Source organism: Leptothoe sp. LEGE 181152 (assembly GCF_032906605.1).
Taxonomy (GTDB): Bacteria; Cyanobacteriota; Cyanobacteriia; order Phormidesmidales; family Phormidesmidaceae; genus Leptothoe; species Leptothoe turfae.
Genome location: NZ_JASATU010000065.1, coordinates 195490 through 217866, shown reverse-complemented (window position 1 = coordinate 217866; position 22377 = coordinate 195490). Strand labels below are relative to the sequence as shown.

The 22377-nt window shown below is 49.8% G+C and carries 17 protein-coding genes and 1 pseudogene; 6 read left to right on the top strand and 12 right to left on the bottom strand.

Annotated elements, in window-relative coordinates:
* Positions 1-10: 10 nt before the first annotated feature.
* Positions 11-2287, bottom strand: a complete 2277-nt coding sequence (locus QGP82_RS30050; RefSeq protein WP_499061853.1) for a tetratricopeptide repeat protein — start codon at positions 2285-2287, stop codon at positions 11-13.
* 101 nt (positions 2288-2388) lie between these two features.
* Complete coding sequence (locus QGP82_RS30045; RefSeq protein ID WP_499061851.1) at positions 2389-3774, bottom strand: carbohydrate porin; 1386 nt, start codon at positions 3772-3774, stop codon at positions 2389-2391.
* Between the two features lie 505 nt (positions 3775-4279).
* Between QGP82_RS30045 and fni the strand changes: the two genes are divergently transcribed.
* Together fni and sppA are read left to right on the top strand one after the other, a co-directional pair.
* A complete protein-coding gene (fni, locus tag QGP82_RS30040; RefSeq protein ID WP_348918244.1) occupies positions 4280-5341 on the top strand; it encodes a type 2 isopentenyl-diphosphate Delta-isomerase in 1062 nt (353 codons plus the stop codon).
* A 63-nt stretch (positions 5342-5404) separates the two neighbouring features.
* Positions 5405-7225 carry a signal peptide peptidase SppA gene (sppA, locus tag QGP82_RS30035; protein ID WP_163667910.1) on the top strand — a complete coding sequence of 607 codons (1821 nt, stop codon included), beginning with the start codon at positions 5405-5407 and terminating at the stop codon, positions 7223-7225.
* Positions 7226-7242: 17 nt separating this feature from the next.
* On the opposite strand, the gene QGP82_RS30030 is transcribed toward sppA, so the two are convergent.
* Entirely contained in the window at positions 7243-8334 is a 1092-nt protein-coding gene (locus QGP82_RS30030) for a hypothetical protein (protein ID WP_499061850.1), read from the bottom strand.
* 345 nt (positions 8335-8679) lie between these two features.
* Here QGP82_RS30030 and QGP82_RS30025 point away from each other — a divergent pair, with 345 nt between their 5' ends.
* Complete coding sequence (locus QGP82_RS30025) at positions 8680-9468, top strand: DUF4058 family protein (RefSeq protein WP_163667906.1); 789 nt, start codon at positions 8680-8682, stop codon at positions 9466-9468.
* On the opposite strand, the pseudogene QGP82_RS30020 reads toward QGP82_RS30025, so the two are convergent.
* From QGP82_RS30020 to QGP82_RS30005, 4 genes and pseudogenes are all read right to left on the bottom strand, one after another.
* A pseudogene (locus QGP82_RS30020) lies at positions 9466-9552 on the bottom strand (PIN domain-containing protein); the annotation flags it as partial. The gene QGP82_RS30025 and the pseudogene QGP82_RS30020 sit on opposite strands and share 3 nt — an antisense overlap.
* Before the next feature lie 39 nt (positions 9553-9591).
* Positions 9592-11226 (bottom strand): glycoside hydrolase family 3 N-terminal domain-containing protein, encoded by a 1635-nt coding sequence (locus tag QGP82_RS30015; RefSeq protein ID WP_499061849.1) that lies wholly within the window; start codon positions 11224-11226, stop codon positions 9592-9594.
* A gap of 192 nt (positions 11227-11418) precedes the next feature.
* Positions 11419-11841: a 30S ribosome-binding factor RbfA gene (gene rbfA / locus QGP82_RS30010; RefSeq protein ID WP_163667902.1), complete on the bottom strand. Its 423-nt coding sequence runs from the start codon at positions 11839-11841 to the stop codon at positions 11419-11421.
* 92 nt (positions 11842-11933) lie between these two features.
* The gene (locus QGP82_RS30005; protein WP_006515175.1) at positions 11934-12131 is read right to left on the bottom strand and encodes a DUF751 family protein; all 198 of its coding nucleotides are present in this window, start codon (positions 12129-12131) and stop codon (positions 11934-11936) included.
* A gap of 111 nt (positions 12132-12242) precedes the next feature.
* On the opposite strand from QGP82_RS30005, the gene QGP82_RS30000 reads away from it, so the two are divergent.
* Entirely contained in the window at positions 12243-13085 is an 843-nt protein-coding gene (locus QGP82_RS30000; protein ID WP_499061847.1) for a DNA adenine methylase, read from the top strand.
* A gap of 12 nt (positions 13086-13097) precedes the next feature.
* Here the strand turns inward: QGP82_RS30000 and QGP82_RS29995 are convergent, their stop codons facing one another.
* Positions 13098-13829, bottom strand: a complete 732-nt coding sequence (locus QGP82_RS29995; protein ID WP_499061846.1) for a HepT-like ribonuclease domain-containing protein — start codon at positions 13827-13829, stop codon at positions 13098-13100.
* Positions 13830-13960: 131 nt separating this feature from the next.
* Here QGP82_RS29995 and QGP82_RS29990 point away from each other — a divergent pair, with 131 nt between their 5' ends.
* Complete coding sequence (locus QGP82_RS29990; RefSeq protein ID WP_499061845.1) at positions 13961-14824, top strand: alpha/beta fold hydrolase; 864 nt, start codon at positions 13961-13963, stop codon at positions 14822-14824.
* A 20-nt stretch (positions 14825-14844) separates the two neighbouring features.
* Here QGP82_RS29990 and QGP82_RS29985 read toward each other — a convergent pair whose 3' ends face one another.
* From QGP82_RS29985 to QGP82_RS29970, 4 genes are all read right to left on the bottom strand, one after another.
* Positions 14845-17058: a protein kinase domain-containing protein gene (locus QGP82_RS29985; RefSeq protein WP_499061844.1), complete on the bottom strand. Its 2214-nt coding sequence runs from the start codon at positions 17056-17058 to the stop codon at positions 14845-14847.
* Between the two features lie 187 nt (positions 17059-17245).
* Positions 17246-18535 (bottom strand): proton extrusion protein PcxA, encoded by a 1290-nt coding sequence (locus QGP82_RS29980; protein ID WP_163667891.1) that lies wholly within the window; start codon positions 18533-18535, stop codon positions 17246-17248.
* A 92-nt stretch (positions 18536-18627) separates the two neighbouring features.
* Positions 18628-20037, bottom strand: a complete 1410-nt coding sequence (locus QGP82_RS29975) for a DCC1-like thiol-disulfide oxidoreductase family protein (protein ID WP_163667889.1) — start codon at positions 20035-20037, stop codon at positions 18628-18630.
* 138 nt (positions 20038-20175) lie between these two features.
* On the bottom strand, positions 20176-21381 hold the full coding sequence (locus QGP82_RS29970) for an NAD(P)/FAD-dependent oxidoreductase (protein ID WP_499061842.1): 1206 nt from the start codon (positions 21379-21381) through the stop codon (positions 20176-20178).
* A 252-nt stretch (positions 21382-21633) separates the two neighbouring features.
* On the opposite strand from QGP82_RS29970, the gene QGP82_RS29965 reads away from it, so the two are divergent.
* Complete coding sequence (locus tag QGP82_RS29965) at positions 21634-22347, top strand: 4'-phosphopantetheinyl transferase family protein (RefSeq protein WP_163667884.1); 714 nt, start codon at positions 21634-21636, stop codon at positions 22345-22347.
* Positions 22348-22377: the final 30 nt, after the last annotated feature.

Genomic DNA, 22377 nt, shown 5'->3' with positions numbered 1-22377 from the left:
GTAGAAACGGTTAATAACGCTCCCAAACAGGTTGAAAACCGCGATGAAGTAGTAATCCCTCTTTAATTAAAATTTCCTGGCGCTCCAGACCAAGATTGTTAGGGACTCGACTTTGCAGAGCATTGATTTCTTCCAATGCTCGTAAAGGACGATCTTGAGCCACCGTTAAGCTAATGGAGGTCTGGCGTAAATTAATATCGTCCGGGGCCAGTTCAATGGCCTGGTCATATAGACGGCGCGCCTCTTGATAGCGCAATTGCCGGAAACGAACCCCAGCCAAACCGACCATTGCATCAAACTGCTCAGGGTTTCGCTCTAGCAAAGTGTTATACGCATTAGCCGCCGTCGATAAATCATCGGTGTCTTGGGCAATCTGTCCCTGTAGCAGATAAACTTCAGGAGCATCTGGGTTATCAGCCACGAGCTGCGCCGCAGCCTCATTAGCCGCATCGGGGTCGGTCATCGCCAGCACCTGGATCTGACGCTGACGCACCGCAATGGAATTAGGGTTAGCTATCAGCAGCGCTTCATACAGCTCGCTGCGGGCTGGATCCGCGGGTAGTGCACCCACCAGACTATATAGTTCAGGCGGGTTTTCATTGGTAGAGTGATTGGCAAGCCACTGCTCTAGAACTGATTCCGCCGTTTCGACTGAAATAAATTTACCCTGATAGGCCAGGCTGGTTTGACCCAGGATTTTGGCATCGTTACCGGGATTGAGGGCAATGATTTCTTCATAAAGAGCCAAGGCCTCAACGTACTGACCTTGACCTTGATAGATACCCGCCAGACCTTGCAGAGCACCGGTCACTACCTCATTGCTACTGGTAGGGTCATTAATCAGCTGCTGATATAGTGAAATACTCGTGTCGATATCATCTTGACGACGAGCTTGTTCCGCCTGGAATAGAAAAACAGCCGGATCATCTCCGGCATAAAGACGCAGCTGCTCCTGGGCCAGGTCCAACTGATTTTTCTGAAGATAAATTTGGCCGAGACGATAGTGGAGAAATGGCTCAGCAGAAGTCACTGCAAGCACATCCTGATAAAACGTGATTAGCTCTGCATCGGGGGGATCAAGTCTGGCCAGGCTGGTGGCAATGTACTGAAGCTGGGTGGGATTTTGCGGTAAGTTGATCGACAACAGACGCTGTCGCAGCTCGTAGGCCGAAATTTGAGCCAGCTGTCGCTCCCAAATGCTGGTCTGTACATAGAGGCTGACGTCATCGGGGTATTGAGCCGACAGCTGGCGATAGGTCGCTAATGTGGTGGGCTGGCTACTGGGATAAGCGCCCAGGGCAGCCGCCACTTCACGAGCGGCCCCCACCGTCAGGCTGGAGCTGGTTAAGACCCCTTGATAGGCTGAGATCGCACGACGTTGCACGACAGGGGCATCTGTGTAGAACGTCATCCCTCTGAGGGCACGAGCCACCACTAGCGGCTGGCCTTGAATGGTATCTAGTAATGCTAACCCACGCTCATATTCACGATTTGCAGCATAGGAAGTGGCAAGCTCTGCCTTAATTTGAGCCTGTTGAATGGAATCGCCATTGGCATCGAGAAACGGCGTAAGCACCTCGATTGCTGCCCTGGGATTATCTTGCTGGCGGAGGGCAAAACTGTAAGCCTGGGCTTCAAACACCGTTAGAGTTTGACCAGCATTGATATAACCTTCAAACAATTCAACGGCCTGGGCAGAGCGTCCACCATAGGCAAAGGCCTGGGCAGCGCCCACCTGAGTGGCCAATGGGGGGGACTGCTCCAGGGCAATTTCGTAGTCAGCAACGGCTTCAGCCAGGCGGCCATCATAAAAAAGGAGGAGGGCGCGTTGCGATCGCACCTCTCCATTTTGTCCATACCCCGGCTGCTCCAACAGCGTAGTCAGCGCATCAATGCCAACCGTCCGCCATTCAGGGCGATAGCTCCCCAAAAAGCCCAACGTTTCCAGCGCTTCAATATTAGTTGGATCAAGCCCTGTCAAACGACGAAATTCTTCAAATGCATTGGCATCCTGACCTAACTTGAGATAGGACCGAGCCACCCCTAACTGAGCTGGAACAGAGTCTGGATACTGCTGTACCGCCTGTAGAAACTTTTCAAGGGCCTGATCAGTCCAGCCTTTCTCAAATAGGTCATACCCTTCTTGCACTAAGGCAGGTTCATTATTTAAGTCCGGCAATTGGGCATTGGGCAATTGGGCCAACACCGGCTGAGCCAACATCAGTGGCGTAGCAGCCAGTAAATTAAAACCGAGGCATAGACCTAAAGTGCAACGATACCAGTTCATAACAATAAGGGTTCCTATATTTCTCCGGGAATGGCGTTCTGCCTACACATCAATCAAAAAGGAGGGCAAAAAAGAAGGGTGGGCGGCCCACCCGATCAGAATCAATCCAAAAGCTCCAATAAATCCCAATCGGCACGAACACGGACACCAAACACCGCATCAGAGAATTCATCCCGCAGCTGCAAACTAACAGCGGCTCTAGCATTGGGGGCGAGTCGGATGTCATAAAACGTTTCTAAAACATCAGGACGATCTCCCTGACGTCGATCGTCATCGCTAAGGTCACGACCATAGCCAATGCCAAAACGGTCATCTTCCATGAACAGGTCTAGGAAATTAACACCAAAACTGTAGGTATTGCCTGAAATATCTAAATCAGTATTTCTGTGATGACCATAGCGACCAAACAGTCCGGCATTGAGCTGAGGAATAAACCACTCGGCATTGATGCCGTAGGACTCTTCACGATCCCCCTCCTGGGGGCCAAAAATGCCATTGCGGTTGAGCTGAAAACTCTCAGGGATACCATCACGATCACCGTTATCAGTGGCTGTCACGTAGGTACCACGCACAATAAAACTACCGACATTAATACCCAATTCACCAGCAAAGGCATCAAAGTTCAAGTCATCAAATCCACCGGACGAAAATGTTGCCGCCTTGAGAATAATTTCATCAATGGGCCGCCAATGAATCAGTGCTGCTGGTTGGGACTCAAGCTGTGTTGCCGCGAGGGCAGGATTCGTCTGAAAAACAGGATTAATGAAATGGGTCAGACTATCTTTAGCAAAGCTATTACGATCAAAAAAGGACGTCAGCTCAATGAGCCCAGCAGCTCCTCGCAGACTGGGCAAATTTGTTGGAGACGCAACGACATAAAGTTCGCTGACGTTAAAACCCGTGGAATCCGTGTCTGAGAATGCATCGCCAGTGGATAAGTCAACGGCACCTACAAACGCAACGTTAGATTCCAAGAAGTAGTGACCATAGACACGCGCTCGGGCAGAAAAATCACCATCTTCTACAATCGCAGCGGTTTGAAGTTTGAGAGACGGTGGTGTGAGGGGCCCTTCGACGTCGACCTCTTCTCCAGTGACTGCATCATCGATTTCTGACTCCGTATTCGAGAGAGGAGCAAGCACGCCATCTTCAGATGCTTCAACAGAGGTTTCATCAAAGAAAAATGGGTCTGCGGGTTCCGCTAGATCACTGGCATTTTCCTGGGCCAAAAGAATCTGCTCAGCTTCAGCCCCATTGGTAGCCTCAGCCGTTTCGTCCTCCTCCTCAGACGCTTCCTCCTCCTTAGATGCTTCGTCTGGAGTAGATTCCGGTAGTGACGTCACCAGGGTAACCTCTTCTGTCTCCGCTGTCTCCGGCAGTGCTTCTACAGGTAAGGCCATCACTGGAGCTGCAATTACCGCCATGGCTATCCATACCATCCAAGACACCAGCGGCAGGGCTTGAAAATTCCTAGCGATATCCCTCATAGTCCTTTCCAATAAGTGTTCCTATTTAAGAATTTTGGGCGTTGCTAACCCTTGGAATCAGTAAATCTGTAATGCCATGGGCAAAACAGACAAAACCATCCCACAAAACCAACAACAGCTTTTTAGATAGTTTTTTTAACCCTGATATCGGTGACAGATTAAACATCTAGGGCCACATCGGTATTCACCCCATAGTTATCCCATCGGGTCAAATCATCTTTAATACCCTGGAATATCAAGATGCTTAATTCGCCATCTTGTTCCAAAACTAGTGTGAACTCTCTGTTTGGGCTTGTAGTTCTTAGTTAAAGACAAATCGCCTTTATCAGTTCTTTACAAAGTCTTTGAATGCGTCCCCAGGAAAACTCCGGTTTTGCCATGAGTTCGCCCAATGTATCTTACGTATCTTGGTCAGACGCGTGAATAAACGTTGACTAACAATAATTGGTTCAACCTAGGGCTTACTTTAGATAAAGCAAGATCAGCAAAAATATAGAAACATACCGTGGGCCAAACCGTTAGCTTGGACAACACCAATCCTGCAATTATTCAGGATCGCAAAGCGGATCATCTGCGCATTTGCCTCGAAGATGATGTGCAATGTCATCAGATCACCACTGGTCTAGAAAACTATCGCTTTATCCACTGTGGTCTACCTGAGTTGAATTATGACCAGGTGGATATTAGCACCACATTCCTGGGTAAACAGCTGGCCACACCGTTACTCATTTCCTCCATGACCGGTGGCACAGAACAGGCTCGGGTCATTAATCAACGCCTGGCTGTCGCCGCCCAGAAATTTGGCTTAGCCATGGGGGTAGGTTCTCAGCGCGTGGCCGTGGAAAAACCAGAATTAGCGCCCACGTTTAATATCCGTCGATATGCGCCGAGTGCTCTACTTCTGGCTAATCTGGGGGCGGTGCAGTTGAACTATAGCTATGGGCTAGAACACTGTCAGCGGGTGGTGGATTGGTTAGAAGCCGACGCCCTGATTTTGCATCTAAATCCACTTCAAGAATGTGTGCAGACCCGGGGTGACACTGACTTTAGCGGTCTGCTGGTTAAAATTGAGACTCTCTGCGCAAAGCTGCCGGTGCCGGTCATTGCTAAAGAAGTGGGCAACGGTATTTCTGGCGGTTTGGCGAAAAAGCTTATTGATATAGGTATCTCGGCCATTGATACCGCTGGGGCTGGTGGCACATCCTGGGCCAGGGTAGAAAGTGAGCGGGCTCAGGATATTAAACAACGTCGCCTGGGGCAAACCTTTGCGGACTGGGGTATACCCACGGCTGATTGCATTGTGAGTGTGCGTGCGATCGCACCCAAAATTCCCCTAATTGCCTCTGGCGGACTGCGCAACGGTCTAGATGTGGCTAAAACCTTAGCCCTGGGTGCTGACATTGCCGGCATGGCCTTACCATTCCTCAAAGCAGCTGACAATTCCGAAGAAGCCCTGGACACCCTGGCCGATATCCTGATAGCCGAACTTAAGACTGCACTGTTTTGTACGGGTCAAGGGAATCTTAAAGACCTGAAACACAGTCAAGTTCTACAGCGCATACCATAGAGTAATCTGCGTTGAGTCAGATTTTCCAAACCCAGATTTTCCAAACGTTGCCCACATCCCACCATGCGAGACTTTTTTAAATATATGGCAGCTAGTGCCATTGGCACTTTAGTTGGTCTATTCAGTTTAATTGCCCTACTGGGTGTGGGCGCAATCGGGCTGGCAGGCTTGTTTATCACCTCCGCGTCCAGTGACACAGAACCTGAGGTTGAAAAAAATTCGATCTTAGTTTTTGACCTGGCCACCGACATTGTGGATGCGGTGCCCTATTCAGGAGCCAGTGTCGTACTCGAAGAAACGCTTTACGGTAACCCCTATCGGTCCATGTCTCTGCATAGCGCCCTAGAAGCCATTGAGGCTGCTGCCACCGACAACAATATCACTGGCATTTACCTCACTGGCAATACCAATGCTGGGCTGGGCACATTAAAAGAGATCCGGGCCGCCCTGGAAAAATTTAAAGCCGACTCCGGTAAACCGGTTTTGGCAAACAACTCTGTCTGGAGCGAGCGGGACTACTATCTTGCTTCGGTAGCCGATTCTCTATATCTAAACCCGGCAGGTATTCTTGAACTCAATGGTTTTCGAGCCGAGATTCAGTTTCTAGCGGGCGCGCTCAGCAAATATGGTGTGGGCGTGCAAGTGTTGCGAGCTGGCCGTTACAAATCTGCCATCGAGCCATTTACCCGTACCACCAGTAGCCCAGAAGAGAAGCAACAGACCCAAGCACTGCTAACTGACCTATGGCAAGAGTTTTTAACCACCGCCAGTGAAGCTAGAGAAACCACACCGGAATCCATTCAGGCAATTGCTGAGAACCAAGGCTTACTGCCAGCCGCCGAAGCCCAGACAGCTGGACTGATTGATAATGTCGCTTTTTATGACGATGTGCTGAGTGAGCTGAGGGCATTAACTAAGCAAACCGATGAAAAATGGGTTGAGGATGAAGATGATTTCACTCAGATTAGCCTTCATCGCTACAGCCAGACCCTAAGCCCTGATATTGGCAAGGATACCATTGCTATTGTGTATGCCAGTGGGGAAATTATCGATGGAGAGGGAACCACACCTGGCACCATTACCTCCGGCGGTCTCTCGGATACGCTGCGCCAAGTACGTCATGACAATGATATTGAAGCGGTGGTGCTCCGGGTCAATAGCCCAGGGGGCAGTGCGATCGCATCTGAAATCATTGCCCGTGAAGTGGAACTCTTAGCAGCGGAAAAACCTGTGATTGTCTCCATGGGTAACTACGCTGCTTCAGGGGGCTATATGATTGCGGCCCCTGGCGATCAGATTTTTGCCACCCCCAGCACGGTAACCGGCTCCATTGGAGTATATGGCCTGCGGCTCAATTTCAAAGAAATTGCCAACCGCAATGGCGTTACCTGGGATGTAATTAAAACTGCAAAGCTGGCCGATATTAACACCATTAGCCGTCCCCAAAGTGAGGATGAACTGAAGCTGCAACAGGGGTTTGTTAACACCTTATACGACCGTTTTGTGAGTCTGGTGGCAGATGGGCGAGAACTCCCCAAAGAAAAAATCAACCAGGTGGCGCAAGGACGTGTGTGGTCAGGCACCGATGCCCAGAGTGCCAACCTGGTGGACCAAATGGGCGGACTAAATGATGCGATCGCGGCTGCCGCCGAAGCTGCCGAATTGGATGATTGGCACGTGGAAGAACTGCCCAAACCTCCCAGCTTTGAAGAACAACTTTTTGAAAGTCTCTTTGGTGTAGGCGTTGTTACCAGGTTACCCTGGGCTCAGGATCCGATCTCTCAAGAAGCGATGAAACTCAGAGAAGATCTAACATTGTTAAAAACTCTCAACGATCCCCAGGGAGTCTACATGAGACTCCCGTTTACCACCGAGATTGAGTAGATTTTAAACAACGATGTCTAATGTTGTTGTCTAATCGCCCATAACCCACTTCCGACTACCCCAAGGGCAAGCAACAAACTGGGTTCTGATACAGATTTAGCATCAGACTGAGCTAATAGAGTTACGGGCGAACTGCTTAGATCTGTTGTATCTGCCAAACCTGACAGCACTGGCACCGGGGCGGATGTCGCGAAAAGAGGAGTATCTTCTGTGGCGACCTCAGGAGGATGGGATGGGAGGGTGAGATTAGGCAACACATGGGTGGCGATATCTTGCACAATGCGATCATGCAATCTTGTATCGTCGTCTATGGTGCGGTGGGTGATGTTGCGATCGCCAAATAACTCCTCCACATTAATATTCTCAGACCCATTAACGTTGCTTGCTCCCCCTAAATCAAACAGGTCCCAACCTGGCCTAAAAAAGTTAAAGCGGTTACGACGCTGGTAGTAATTAATGCCAGTTTGCACATTAGGGGGCAAAACCTCATCTTCTTGGTCCCTCCCAGTCAGTGGCTCATAGGAATCAATCTGTACCAGCAGATCAATCGGCGAAGGCGACTGACCGGTAGCAGTTCGCATCGCGGACAGACCTCCGCCACTATAGCCAATTAGACCAATAGCACCAACATCGTCAAACTGGTTAAGAAAGGATAGCCCTTGAGCACTGCCCACTTCTTGAAAGTTAAAGATATTCCCTTCGTAAGAATCAAAGACTTGAACAGTCAAGTTATGGTCCGGAAAGGCTGTGCTGATACGATTGGCGAGGGTATCCATACCTGATGGGCCAGAATCACCACTTAAAGGGCCCAGTAAGCCACCTGCCCCTCGAAATAGACCAATGACGGCCCGTTCGCCCAGGGTAAGCTTGGCAGCTTGGGCAGCCGTAGGACTGAGTACTGCAACTGAAATGATCAGCAGGCTGAGCCCAACCCCCTTGGGAGTTACACGCCTGACAGGATCATACTTTTGGGGAGGCTGCGGACCTTCGGGAGGATTTAATCTAAAAAATGCTGATATCGGGCCAGCCCGCCAGCTCGCTTCATCCCCTGAATCAGCAACGGTATTTTGGATCGCCTGCCTGAAGCATTTTGAAAGCCAATGACTCATTTGCCGCACCGGGTAAGTTTTAGCGTGTTGCCATCAACAATAATCCATACAATGTTGGCACAGTCTTTCTGTGCTAACAACATTGCAAGCGTTGATTGAAATTATGGATCGATACTGTCCTCGATACTGAAGGCATCGAAGAAGGTTAAATCCTTGAAATCTTCCATGTCCTGGGCGAATCAATTGATGTTGTGACGGCACCTAAGTCTGCTGTTGCTCCACTCAGTCTCGTTTTAGTGTGGCAGAGCCACAGTAGTCTTCTCCAGGCTGAGCCTGGGAACAAGGAAAGGGGAAGCAGAGCTATGATTAATCTGAACACTGCAAGCTTAAACTGTCACAGCCACCATGCCCTCACCATTTCCAGGGATGGATCCATATCTAGAACAGCCAACATTCTGGTCGTCTTTTCATAGCCGATTAATTGTAGCGATTGCCGATACCCTAGCCCCTCAACTTCGTCCCCACTACTTCATTGAAGTTGAAACCAGAACTTACAAAGATATTCCTGACGATGAGCTACTAGTAGGCATTCCAGATGCAGTAGTTTTAGCCGGTATCGCCCAAAATAATCCGAAGCCACCAGATTCCCCATCAACACCTGGCATAGAAGGACAATTTCAGCCTCAAACCGTTACCCTACCCATGCCAGCGGAAATCAAAGAACGCTATCTAGAGGTGCGTGAAGTCGGTAGTAATGCCGTTATTACAGTGATAGAAGTACTGTCTCCCAAAAATAAGCGGAAAGGTAAAGGTCGCAATGTTTACGAAGAAAAGCGACAAACCATTTTAGGTAGCGCTTCTCACCTAATTGAAATCGATTTGTTGCGTAGCGACTCTCCAATGCCAATGCAGGGAGCCGTACAACTTGCCCATTACCATGTCTTGGTCAGCAGAGCAGAACAACGCCCTCAAGCAACACTGTATGCAGCCACCATCCGTGATCCATTACCGGAATTTCCAGTACCGCTAAAAGTCGCTAACGAGAAGGTCTTGGTAAACTTGCAAACTATTGTTGCAGGGGTATATGAGCGAGCCAGTTACGATTTACGCATTGACTACTCGCAGCCGTTGCCACCCCCTAGGTTTTCTCAAGCTGACAAAGACTGGATTGCTGCACTGTTAGAGTCGACATAATGCTTGGGTTTCCAAGGCAATACGAGGTTGCGTTTGGTCATCAAACGGTCGATTTAATATGCTTGTATCCAAACAAATCCTTATCTGCCCTCCCCCTAACCTAATTGACAGAACGCAAATCCGCTAATCTGTAAAACTTTGATCCACCACCCTAACAGCAACTGCTTCACCCATTAGAGTTGTCAACGCTAATGTCTGAGCCATCGACATCTGCCCATAGCTAAACACCCAGGGCACATCATCCGTCAGCGACAACTTCTCCAACAAATAAGGACTGCCGTAAACAACCACCGCCTGCAAATCCCCTGCAAGCATCTCCAAATACTTGCGGGCCAACTGAACCACAGGCTCCCCACGCCGAAATGGATTATCCCGCACAAACAACTGCACCAGTGTCGGCAAACCTGTCCTCGGCAACTGTGACGACCGACTATCCAGCAGCGTCAGCCCATAGTCCCATCCCATCGGCTCAGTAATCGCCGGAGCAGTCCTCGATAAATACCGACAATTCAAAACATCGTCTACGAGGATCACATTTTGCCCCGGTCCCTTTGGCCTAAACTCAGCACCACCCCGCCGACTTGATGCTTTCAAAATAGACCTTGCTAGCCCTAACGTCTCAGGCTGTGCCAGCTGCTGCACCTGAGTTACTGGCTCCGCAGGCTCCCAATTATGACAGGACGGCCCAGTCCCCAAAGGCCCCGAAACCTTATACTTAGCTCGCCAAATGCGCTCCACCGATGCCCGAATCTGGTCCTCATCTATGCGACCTACCCGCACTGCTTCACAAATTGCCTGAATGCAACCCTCCGCATCCGCAGGCATCATGATCACATCTGCCCCCGCTTCCACTGCCAGCACCGCTGCCTCGTACGGGCCATAGGTTTCCGTAATCGCCCCCATCACCATCGCATCGGTGACAATCAACCCATCAAACCCCAGATCCTGACGCAATAGCCCCGTCAAGATTGCTTTAGATAACGTGGCAGGATACTGCTTATCTAAAGCAATCAAACAAATGTGGGCCGTCATCACGCTATCTACGGCCTTACCTGCCCCAGTAAAAATCGCGCCCTTAAATGGCAAGAGTTCCACCCGATCTAACCTGCTTAAATCGTGGTCAATAACTGGCAAACTCAGATGCGAATCGATTGACGTGTCTCCATGGCCCGGAAAATGTTTCGCCGTTGTCAGTACTGGATACTCCTGCGCTCCCTCAATAAATGATTGGGTCAGTTCAGCAACAATCTCCGGTGTTTCTCCAAACGCCCGTACATTAATTACCGGATTTACTGGATTATTATTCACATCCACCACTGGAGCCAATACCCAGTTCAGACCAATGGCCATGGCTTCGCAGGCTGTGCACTGACCAAATTGATGGGCATAGGTTTTCGCTAGGGATAAATCCGTTCGAGCAATTTCCCCCAAGGCCATTGGTGGTGGAAACCAGGTGGCACCACTAAACCGTTGACCCACACCTTCTTCAATATCCGCTGCCATCAAGAGGGGAATATCCGCCATGGCTTGGAGTGCCTGGCAACGTAGGGCAACTTCAGCACTGCTACCGCCTAGCAGGATGACACCACCTACGCCCAGATCAGTGATGTAGTGTGCTAACTGTTCTTGGTTGGCTTCCCATTGGGGATATGCGATTTCATGATCAAACAGATGCCCGGTGGTCCGAACCACAATCATCTGGGCGACGAGCTGCTGTAGTGACAGGCTATCTGGGTCGGGGAGAATGGGTTTTAGCATTTACGCCGTAGGGGCATACCGACGTGCACCCTCCGAAATCTAGACAAATTAGACAAATTATCAATATCTGATTTGCACCAATGTGCATTTTTCAAGATCTAGGCAAATTATCAATATCCTGCATTGGGCGCGCAGCAGTGCGCTCCTACGGAATCATGCTAATTTGCTTAAATTTGATGAAAATTGTGGTTCTTACAAACCATCCTCATCTTCAACGGCACTGGGCACCACAGTCGGAATACCATTCTCATCAACGCTATTGCGTTCGTGCTTCAACCGGCTCAGTAAGTTGAGCACGTCAGTGCCCTGCTCAATTGAAATATCCTCTTTGAACATAATTTCGGGTGTACGTCTCAAGCGTAACCGCCGCCCCAATGCCCCGCGCACATAGGGTGTGGCTGCTGCTAGGCCTGCCATTGTTTCGGCTTTAGCTTCGTCAGTGCCGTAAATGCTGACAAACACCTTGGCGTGTTGCAAATCACCGGACACATCAACAGCAGTGACACTCACCATACCCGCTCCGACACGGTCATCCTTGATATCGGACACCAGCATCTGACTAATTTCACGCTTAATCGACGCCGATACCTTTGCTACTCGACGACTTGTTGCCATGATTTTCTCCTATTTATGAATGGTGGGGATTTTGAACGTAGGCGATGCCCACTCGTCCACCGATTATTGGGGGGCCTCCTTTGTGGGGAGCCCTATGCTAAACCCAGCATTGCTCTCAGGGTAAAGGTTAGGAACATAAAGCCAGCCACTATAGCACCTACCAAAGCAATTGCAGTCACGCGATTTTCGAACAACGGTAGAAGGGGCTTAACAATGCTGTAGAGTACGCCCAGGGTAAATGTAATAAAATAACGCGGATACCGCGATACATTGGAAAAAAAGTCTTGCATCGTCTAAATTAAGGCTCGGCAGCAGCCCTTGGAGTTAAGCAGCTTATTATAGGCTCTATCTATCCTACCGTAGGTGCTTGCTTCTCCTGAGAGGAAAATTCTTAAGAGTTTATGGTTCAACTATCCTCCCCATCTGTAGCGCTACGTCCATTCTTAAAATGGGCTGGGGGTAAACGACAGTTAATACCGGAACTACTTAAGTATGCGCCTGATTCCTATGGTCGCTACTATGAGCCATTTATCGGCGGTGGGGCATTGCTACTCACCTTGCGGCCTGAACGGGCAACGATTAGCGATCGCAACCAGGAACTGATCAACTGCTACCAGGTGGTCAAAGGCTCCGTCGATGACCTAATTCAAAACCTACAGCAACACCGAAACGAGAAGGCCTATTTCTACGAAGTCCGTAGTTGGGACCGTCAGACGGACTTTATCAATAAAACTGCAACCCAGCGGGCTGCCCGCATTATTTTTCTTAACAAAACTTGTTATAATGGCCTGTTCCGGGTCAATTCCAAAGGTCAATTTAATGCCCCCTTTGGTCGCTACAAAAACCCTACCATTGCCGATGAAACCGTTTTAAGAAACGTCAGCGCCTATCTAAATCTGGCCAATGTCACCATCCAACAAGCAGACTTTGCCGTCGCCGTTGCTGATGCAGGCCCAGATGATTTTGTCTATTTCGACCCGCCCTACGATCCGGTGTCTACCACAGCATCGTTTACGGGTTACTACAGAAACGGCTTTGATCGCACTGAACAGCAGCGCTTAAAAAGCGTAGTCGACAACCTCACCATGCGGGGCTGCAAAGTACTGCTGAGCAACGCCTACACAGAATTTATTCAGGACCTGTATCGGGACTATCGCTGCGTACGGGTCAGCGCCACTCGGGCCATTAATTCAAACGCAACAAAGCGCGGCAAGGTAGACGAAATTCTAGTGATGAATTACTGATATCGAAATCCTTTATTCATCCACTTCCGGTAATGGTGGAACGAGCGGCTTAACCTGCCCTAAAATCTGCGGAACTTCGTCTGACACAATTTGCCAAAGGCGAGCATAATCAATGTCGTCGTACTTGTGAATGATGATATTTCGCAATGCGATCGCACCACTCCAATCAACATCTCCATGGGTCGCTTGAAAATCAGCACTCAAACGATTCGCCGATTCGCCCATAATCTCTAATTGACGCTCTACAGCACTTTGAAACAGTTCATCGTCTAACAAATCGTCGTAGGTGCGTCCTACTAGAAACCGAGCAATGGCTTCCATCGCTTTTACCATGTCAAGCAACGCAGCATTATTTCGGGCTGTCTCGGTCATTGTGGGCTCACACTCTATCAAGTTCGTAAAATTCCTTTGCTCTGACGGATAAAGCACACAATAGGTGCGCAGTATTTCTGCCCGGCTAAAGGGATTCAGTAGTAACCGTTTTTGGGTTAGGTCCACCTCACGTCTAACTAGCTGGTTCAGTTCCCACTGAACGTTCTCGCTATTTAAATAATCCCCATCGCTATTAAAGACGACCAACACGTCAATATCGCTATCCTCTCGAAAATCTGTTCGGATAGCAGAACCAAATAGCCCCAGTTCCTTAATATGCCAGCGTTGACAAAAATCAATAATTTCAGACTCAGTCAAGTTCAATCTGTCCACCAGCACAGACGGCAAAGCTGAAACTGTATTGGTTTTCATACTTCACACCTCTTGCCCCATGGGCTTATTATCACCTCTTTTATTGCCTATGTCCCAGATGGTTACTGCACTATACCTATAGCCACAGACAGGGATAAAATTGGCACCGACTTCATTATGAAACGAGGACCATGGCAGTCTATCGCTGGCAGCAGTATACCTGCGCCTATGAGACACACAATACAGAAAGCACCGAAACGCCTTTGCTTTTAATTCATCCCATTGGTGTGGGGCTAGCGGGCAAGTTTTGGCAGCCATTGATCGAACAGTGGCAGGGGAGACCCCTGTATGTGCCTGATTTATTGGGTTGTGGCGACAGTGATTTACCCAGTCGTGCCTATAGTCCCCGCGCCTGGGCGGAGCAGCTGCATTACTTTATTTCGGAAGTCATTCAACGGCCCGTCATCATTGTGGTGCAGGGGGCGCTGCTACCGGTGGCTCTGGAACTGATGGCAGATAAAACCATGACTCAGTCGGTCGTAGGAGCGGCCCTATCGGGACCACCGGCCTGGCGCTTGATCACTGAACCGACACCGCAGTGGCGACAACGGCTGAACTGGTCGCTATTTAAATCGCCCCTGGGCTGGGGCTTTTATCAATACGCCCGCACTCAAAAATTTCTCAAGTCATTTTCTGAACGACAGCTGTTTGATCGAGCAGAGGATGTCACTGATGCCTGGTTAGCCATGCTCAAGGGCGGCTCGCGGGATATGGGCACTCGCTATGCCGTGTATTCGTTTTTGGCTGGATTTTGGCGACAGGATTATGGGGCTGCGATCGCAGCCATCCAACAGCCCGTCCTTGTCATCATGGGCAAAACCGCATCCACCATTGACCGAACCGCTCAAGACACAACAGCCCAGCAGCGTCTTGATGACTACACTGACCATTTTCCCAACGCCCGTGGCGTCTTTATTCCAGGACGTAATGTGCTGCCCTATGAATCAACAGCTGAGTTTATTGATGCACTTTTACCCTTCGTGAACGAGCTGTAGACTTGCCAATGCTAGAGCCACTAAAAATCAACGATGGGAGTATCAGAGGTATCGGTATCAGTACTCTGGTCACTGCCATCTGGGGTTTCTGCGTCAGCATCATCCGTTTCATTATCAGGGGCTGTAGAGTCACCACCTTCAGATGGAGTTTCATCCGTCGCCTCCTCTCCATCGGGGGCTGAGCCTTCATTAGTCGGCGGCGTATCACCACTCTCAGCCTCCTCCTCACCCGTCTCATCTGGGGGAGGTGTGGGGCGAATGTTGTCGACAGCCGTTGTCAGGGCATAGTTGAGAGGATTGGGAGAATTAGATACCACCACCACTTCGTAATAACCACTTTGGGGCAACCGTCCTGACCAGGTAGTTTCAGATGAATCAGACAGCAAAAACGGCGTGTCTTGGGTGGGCTCCGGCAAATAGAGAGACATTAACGTACTCTCCTGAGGTGCTTGCAAATTGAGCCGCAAATTTTGCCCGGCTTCCAGATCCAAGACAAATACTTTCCCTTCACCAGGGGTTAGCTGCCCAGTTAACCGTTCTCTAAACGTCCCCGGTTCAAACTCTACCCGTTCCAAGGTGTCGCCAGACTTCAAATCATCCACACCATCTTGAGCCAGGGCATACCAAACTTGACCAATGGGCTGATCCAAAATCCCATCGCGTCGCTCTTGAGGAAAAATAGCCGTAAACTTTGCATCGGCCAAATCATCCAGGGCACGACTGCTGACATTGAGCTGATTTACCGTTCTGCGCCAGCTTTCACGATCGTCAGCTCCATAGGCCCCCAATCCACGTCGCGCTGGCATACTCAAATGCAGCTCCAGCGTATCAAGAGTATCCATCGATAGGTTGTCCCAGCGTAGTCGCAACGGAGCATCTTCCACCGACACCGTTAAGGGACGCCCCCGGAGGTTTGGGTACTGCTCATAGAAACGCTGATTTACCCAAAGATTGAGCCAAGCTTCGCCCACACCTAACGATTGACGCCGCTCTAATAGTTCCTGTTTACGAGCACGTTCATCTGGGGTGATCCCATTTTGCACATCCTCAACAGGATCAGGCTGGGATGCTCTTTGCCCAAAGGGCCAGCGCGGGCGGAACCCCAATCCCACCACCAATGCCAGGATCAAACTCGTGATGCCCAGTAACGCTAGCAAGCCAATTGTGGCTTGAATAAACCCGCTTCTATCGCCAGTTTGCTTCATCGGACTAACAGCACTAGGTGTATCTAGCGTCGTTGCCGTTAATGAGGGAGAAACAACCTGAGTTGCCTCGGTGGTGGGATAGACGTCAGCATCGTTGCCACCGACAGAACTACCACCATCAGTGTATATAGGCGGCAGCTCAGTCTCATCAAAGGGTAGATCAGCCTCTGCTGGCATTTCTTGCCCAAACATCTCTCCTTGCAAAGCCTGCATCACCGCAGCAGCAGAAGCATAGCGCTGCACTGGAGATGGAGCCAACATTTTCTTGAGCACCTGATTTAGGGGTTCACCCAGGGTGACAAAACGCTCCCAGTTCCAGACGCCTTCGTAAATGTCAAAAAGTTCTTGAGGTTCTTTTCCAGTGGCCAAAACCACCAGGGTTGCCGCCAGGCCGTATAGATCGCTGGTGGCATCCACCGAGCCAGACTGAAACTGTTCTGGCGGCACATAGCCAGCTTTACCAATGCGGGTCTTATTGGCTGCCGCTGACAGCTCTTGCTCCACAGTTGCGGCGATTTCTTTAACGCTGCCAAAATCAATCAGCACTGGCAGCCCATCCTGGGTGCGTAAAATCAAGTTCTCAGGGGAAATATCACGGTGAATGATATCCAAGCCGTGAATATAGTCCAGCACTGGCAGCAGCTGATACAGCAACTGGGTAATTTCCGTTTCACTAAAATGACCGCCATAGTCCTGACGATTTTTTAGCAAGCTACGGTACGTAGTCCCTGCCACATAGTCTTGTACCAGGAATAGCTGGCCGCCTTCCCGCATCAACTCGCGAAATTTGGGAATCTGGGAATGCTCCAACTGATAAAGTACCTTGGCTTCCCGCTCAAATAGTTCCTGCGCCTTGGCTAATAAGCCCGGATCGTCAATTTGGGGCACAAATTCTTTCAACACGCAAAGCTCTTTAAACCGATGTAGGTCCTCAGATAAATAGGTACGACCAAACCCCCCTTCTCCCAGTTCTCGCAGTACGTTATAGCGTGCGCCCAACGGGGTGCCAGGTTCCCAGGGTGTGCTCATTGATCGGCTCCTTCACAGGTGAGTGTGCGCCCCACTAAAAGTTGATCGGGGGAAGTATCCCCCTACCAGTATCGGGACTAATTGGTCAGTGTAGTGGGTTTTCCCACGGATGCAACCACCGTCTTTAATTTTTTTTATGGCCACTGGTAAAGACATTCCATGGAACGTCTCTACCAGTGGCCTCCCCCTATTCGTTCATATTTTTGTAGGTGGCCACGGCGGATGGCGAAATCCGATTGAGATAACGGAAAATCCAATACTTAAACACCGTGTCTAAAATCACCGGGAACGTGGCAATGAATAGAAAAATGAAGTCGCGGTTGGCCGGAAACCCCAGGTGGCGCGATAGACCTTCCAATAACACCTCCCAGCCATGGGGAGAGTGGAATCCCACGAAAATATCCGTGAACAGGATGATGATGAATGCCTTGGCACTATCGCTCAAGCCGTAAACAATTTCATCGATAAAGGCCTTGAGGGTGGCAACCTGACGTTTGCAGGTACTCAACAATAGTGAAAACGCGAACACCGCAAAAATATCGGCAAAAACATTTTTGACTGAATCGGCACTACGTTCACGATACTCTTCTTCAATATCTAAGGCTTTGGCTAATACTCGCTCTTCTAATTGAATTTCATTCAGGGCAGCCACTTTGCCTAAAATCACCTCAAACCGCAGTCGCTCTTCAAACTGCTGTAGTTCATGTAGGGCTTCTTCTTCCATCTCATCGTTGAGAAATACCTCAGCTTCTGTGGTTTCGCGCACATAGTCCACCACAGGGCCAACAATGAAGTGCTTGGTCAACTGCTGGGTAAGCAGGGGCACAATCACCAGCAGCAATATAAAGCGTAAGGCTATTTTCGTCTTATTCTGAGATTTGCGAAAACCGCGCATCACGTCAGCTTCAGCCTTAGGATCGAGATCTTGTTTAACCCGATCGACCGTACGCAAGATGGAGCGTGGTAACACGCTACTGCGAGCGGCTAGTCCGGCTCGGCTCTTCTCAGTTTTGCCTGCGACATTATTTGAATTTTGCTGAGTTGTCTTGGTGTCATTGACCTTGCTCAAGGTGAGCGAAGCAGACAGGTCGTTGTAGCGCCCCAAAATCTCATCAATAAACCGTAATTTCTTGAAGATGATGGCAGATTGATCAATTAGATCGAGGGTATATTCATCCTGCTGATCGTCGTAGGACTGCACTTCCATCTGCCGTCCTTGAGAAAGGCTGGATCGAGTAGCTTCAAATTCCTCCATTCGCTGCCGAATTAGGGCAATGTTACGCTCAACTTCTCCTTCGATGTAGCGATAGGCACTGTCCCCGTACTCACTATTGTCTTGAGTGATGGGTTTACCGTCGAAGTAGTCGTCTTCTATCTTTTTGATAGCTAAAGCAGCTCCGTAGGCCTGATCAAGTGATTGGTCAGGAGACTTAAAAAGCCACTGCCCTGCGTTGCGAAAAAATGCGCGAAGCTGCATGGAGATACTGGGGTGCGCTGGAATGCCAGAACTATAGTATCAAGTCCAGGGAAGTGGGGAATGGGGAGTCTTGGGTAGGGTTGAGATCACACTCAACTCTCTTGGCCATCAGCATCAGGGGAGAAAATGTGCCAGGACTGATCCAGCCGGGCCGCTTGGCCTAAAGGGGCTAGACTTCGCACTATCGGACCATCGGTTACCTGACGCAGTAACGCCACAGCCGGTTGTTGACTCGTAGCCATGGCATCGTAGGCAGTAATACTGCGCAAATTCAACAGGGTAATCAACAATAGCGCAACCAGAGCGAGCACGCTGAAAACACGGTGGGAGCGGACGGTAAACGACTGATATTTAAAGGGCTTGGTAAAGTTACCAGCAAAGCGACGATTACTGGCAATGGTTTCATAGAGGCGAGTACCCACGGCCATCAGCGGAGGCACTCGTAGTACATGGGCTAGGGGACGAAACACAGGTGAGAGACTAACCACATAGGCAATGCCATGCCATTTGTAATGATGCTGTCCCTGCCAATCGACAATCACCCAGGAGTTGTGGGTTTCCATCGCGGTCTGGATCACCGGATCACTCTGGGTAATTTGCAATGGGACTCGACGCGGCAAAATTAAAAACGTCCGAATCAGATGCACAACTTTTTTGCAAAAGCCACACTCCGCATCGTAATAAATTTTGAGTCCTAGGTGTTTGGGGGTAAATGTGCGCTCAGCTAAGTTATCCCACACCGATGAGGGCACAAAGGCTAACCAGGTAATACAGCTGATCATAGGCAGTAAGCCCAGGTTTAAGGTAAGTGCCCCGCCAATGTGGAAAAGCAGCAAGAGCACAACGGCCAACAGGCGACAAACATCAGTTTTGATTGGGCTCCAGAGTAGCAGGGGGCCTACCCATGCCAACACCATGGCCATCATACCCACCCCGGTACCACCGCTCAGGGGTTGAGACAGGGCAGACGCTATATAGATATAGCTTTGTTGAGCCATCAACCCCACGGTGGCCATGGTCACAATACGTTTCGGCTGGGGAGTTTTGGCCATGTTTAATGCCTGGTCCACTGAGTAGCTGCTGCCCGACGGTAAAAACATGGCCCAGAAAACCATGGCTCGCAGCACATCGTCAGCTGACGATACGATCAGAGGGTTGCGGTTATGCAATGAGATCAACATGAGCCAGGCCACGATGGTAGCCCAGCGAGTACGATAGCCGATCAGCATAAGTAGGGCACTAAAGGTTGCGATCGCAAAACACCCCCACTGCCACACCACTGAGCCACTTAACGCATGAATCGACCAGTACCCTGGCAGCCAAAGTGCTCCCAGGGCACTAAGAGGCAATGTCCCCTGGTCAGTATAATCAGCCACTACATTGCCCAAGCGGAACCACACATCGAAGAGAATCACCAACGCCAGCCCCAAACGCAGCAGCGCTAAGGAACGTAAATCGAGACCATAACGATGTTCAAGGGGTTTAAGCCAGCGAGAAATCATGGCAGAAAACAGGTAACAAAGGAGCACGTAGGGTGGGCAGTGCCCACCTCACAAAAAAATCAACGCAAAGGTAATTTAGCAACCATTCACCCAGAAACACTTAGGCCAGTTCAGTAACCCCCATCATCCAAACCAATTCTACGATTTATTAAACGGCCAAAGTCCAGCGACAATCTGTTGTAGGGCACGACGGGCCACCTTCAATCGATGCCGATTGGTGGGTAGACGATGAATATACACAGCTCGGCGAATAATGCCACCTAGTTTTCCACCCAAACTAAGGCCAAAGCTCCATACCCCAGCGGTTCCCTTGCCAAGGGCCAACATGTCACCCAGGTGCAAATAGCGAAAAGATTTGGGCTGTCGCTGTCGCGTCATATAGGCCAAATTGCTAGCCACAGCAGCGGCAGCTTGATAGGCAGCCTGGGCGGTGTTGGGAATCGGCTTTGGTTGAGCCGCCACATCTCCAACCACAAAAACATTGAAATAGTCTTCTAGCTGTAGCGTAGAACGCACCCACACCTGTCCCTGATCATTAGTACGCACGGGGGTACCTAGCCATTCAACCGGCTCAGTTCCCGTAGCCCAAAGGGTGAGATGGCTGGGCATATCACCCTCGTCTAACCCCACTGTAGTAGGCCCTACCTGATTGATCTGGGTTTGTAACAGCACGTCTACATTACGCTGCAACAGGGCATCCATGGCCTGACGCTGCAGTCCTTTAGGAAAGGGCTTAAGAATTTGATGACCACGATCCACCAACCGCACCTGCCCTTTTTGACCAAGACGATCAGCGACCTTTGTCGCCAATTCAACACCACTCGCTCCAGCCCCAATAACGGTGACAGCAACCGGGTGTGCAGCCTGGACCAGCTGATCTAACCGAGCCTTAACAGTCACCACATCATCAAGGCTGCGAAACGTAATGGCATGCTCACGAATACCAGGAATTGGCAATGGTCGCGTTTTAGCACCGGTAGAGACCACTAGATAGTCATAGGGGAGACTGTCACCCTGACGCAGCATGACTCGCTGCTGTTCTAGATCAATATGGTCAGCCCAATCCTGCTGCCATTGGACATTGGTCCCCATTAACAAGCTCTGGTAAGCAGGCGCGACCTCCCAAAGCAACAACTCCTCAGTCAAAACTTCGTATAGCAGTGGTGTAAAAAGAAATCGTTCGCGAGGCTCGATCAGGGTAATGGCACTGTCCCTAAGATGACGATATTTCTGCAGATATAACGCCGTATACAAACCGCCGAATCCACCACCAACAATCACAATACGTGGGCAATAGTTAGTGGAACGACCGGAATAAGACGTTTGCGCAGGAGATAGGGCCATATGGACTATTTATTTAATAGCAATAACCGGTAGTAATACTTCCAGATTTACATAAAGCGATTGACTATAATTCTGACCATGGGTGCTCTAACGTTTAGTTGTTTAGAAGCCAACATAGTCACCAACGCAGCATCCCCCACAGTCGCTGCAGTCTTGGGCTACAAATCCTTGCGGTCAACAAGATTGACTCGGCAACCCTCAGGATTAAGATAATGAAAGCCCTATGGTTAATTCTGGCAGCTTCCCAAGACTATGACAAAGGCAATCCAAGACAATCTTGAGCATAGAACTTGGAGGCAAGCTCCAGCTGATTGCTACCAAACCATAGACCACAGCACAATGGATCTATGGCGCATTCCCCTGGATCGACCAGCACAAGTGGATTTACTGTCAAAAGATGAGCTCAACCGCATGAATCGCTATCGTTTTGCCGCCGATCAGCGTAAATTTGCAGTTGCCCGCAGTAGTCTACGTCAGATTTTGGCCGGTTACTGTCAAACCAGTCCTGCTGACCTTATTTTTAACTATGGGACCCATGGCAAGCCATCCCTGCACAAGCATTGTGACTGGCAATTTAATCTCTCTCACTCAGGTGAATATGCCCTGTGTGGTGTTGCCCAACACGTTGTTGGCGTAGATATTGAGCAATTGCGCTCTATGGATAGATTAGACGGCCTGATCAAGCGTTGCCTGGCACCATCAGAACAACAGTCCCTTGCCAGCATTTCACCCACACAGCACAGCAGCGCTTTTCTAAAATATTGGACATGCAAAGAGGCCTACCTCAAAGCCACAGGCCAGGGTATCAGCGAATCCCTAGCTGGCATTGAAGTTGACCTGTCACCAACACCGCAATTAAAGGTAACAGGTCAACCATGGCAGCTACAGATATTTACTCCCTGCGACGGATATACAGCAGCTGTGGTTGTCGCACCAGAAATCACTCAAATACGGCTTTGGGCCTAAGGAGAGGACTATAAACTAGCAACCCGATGG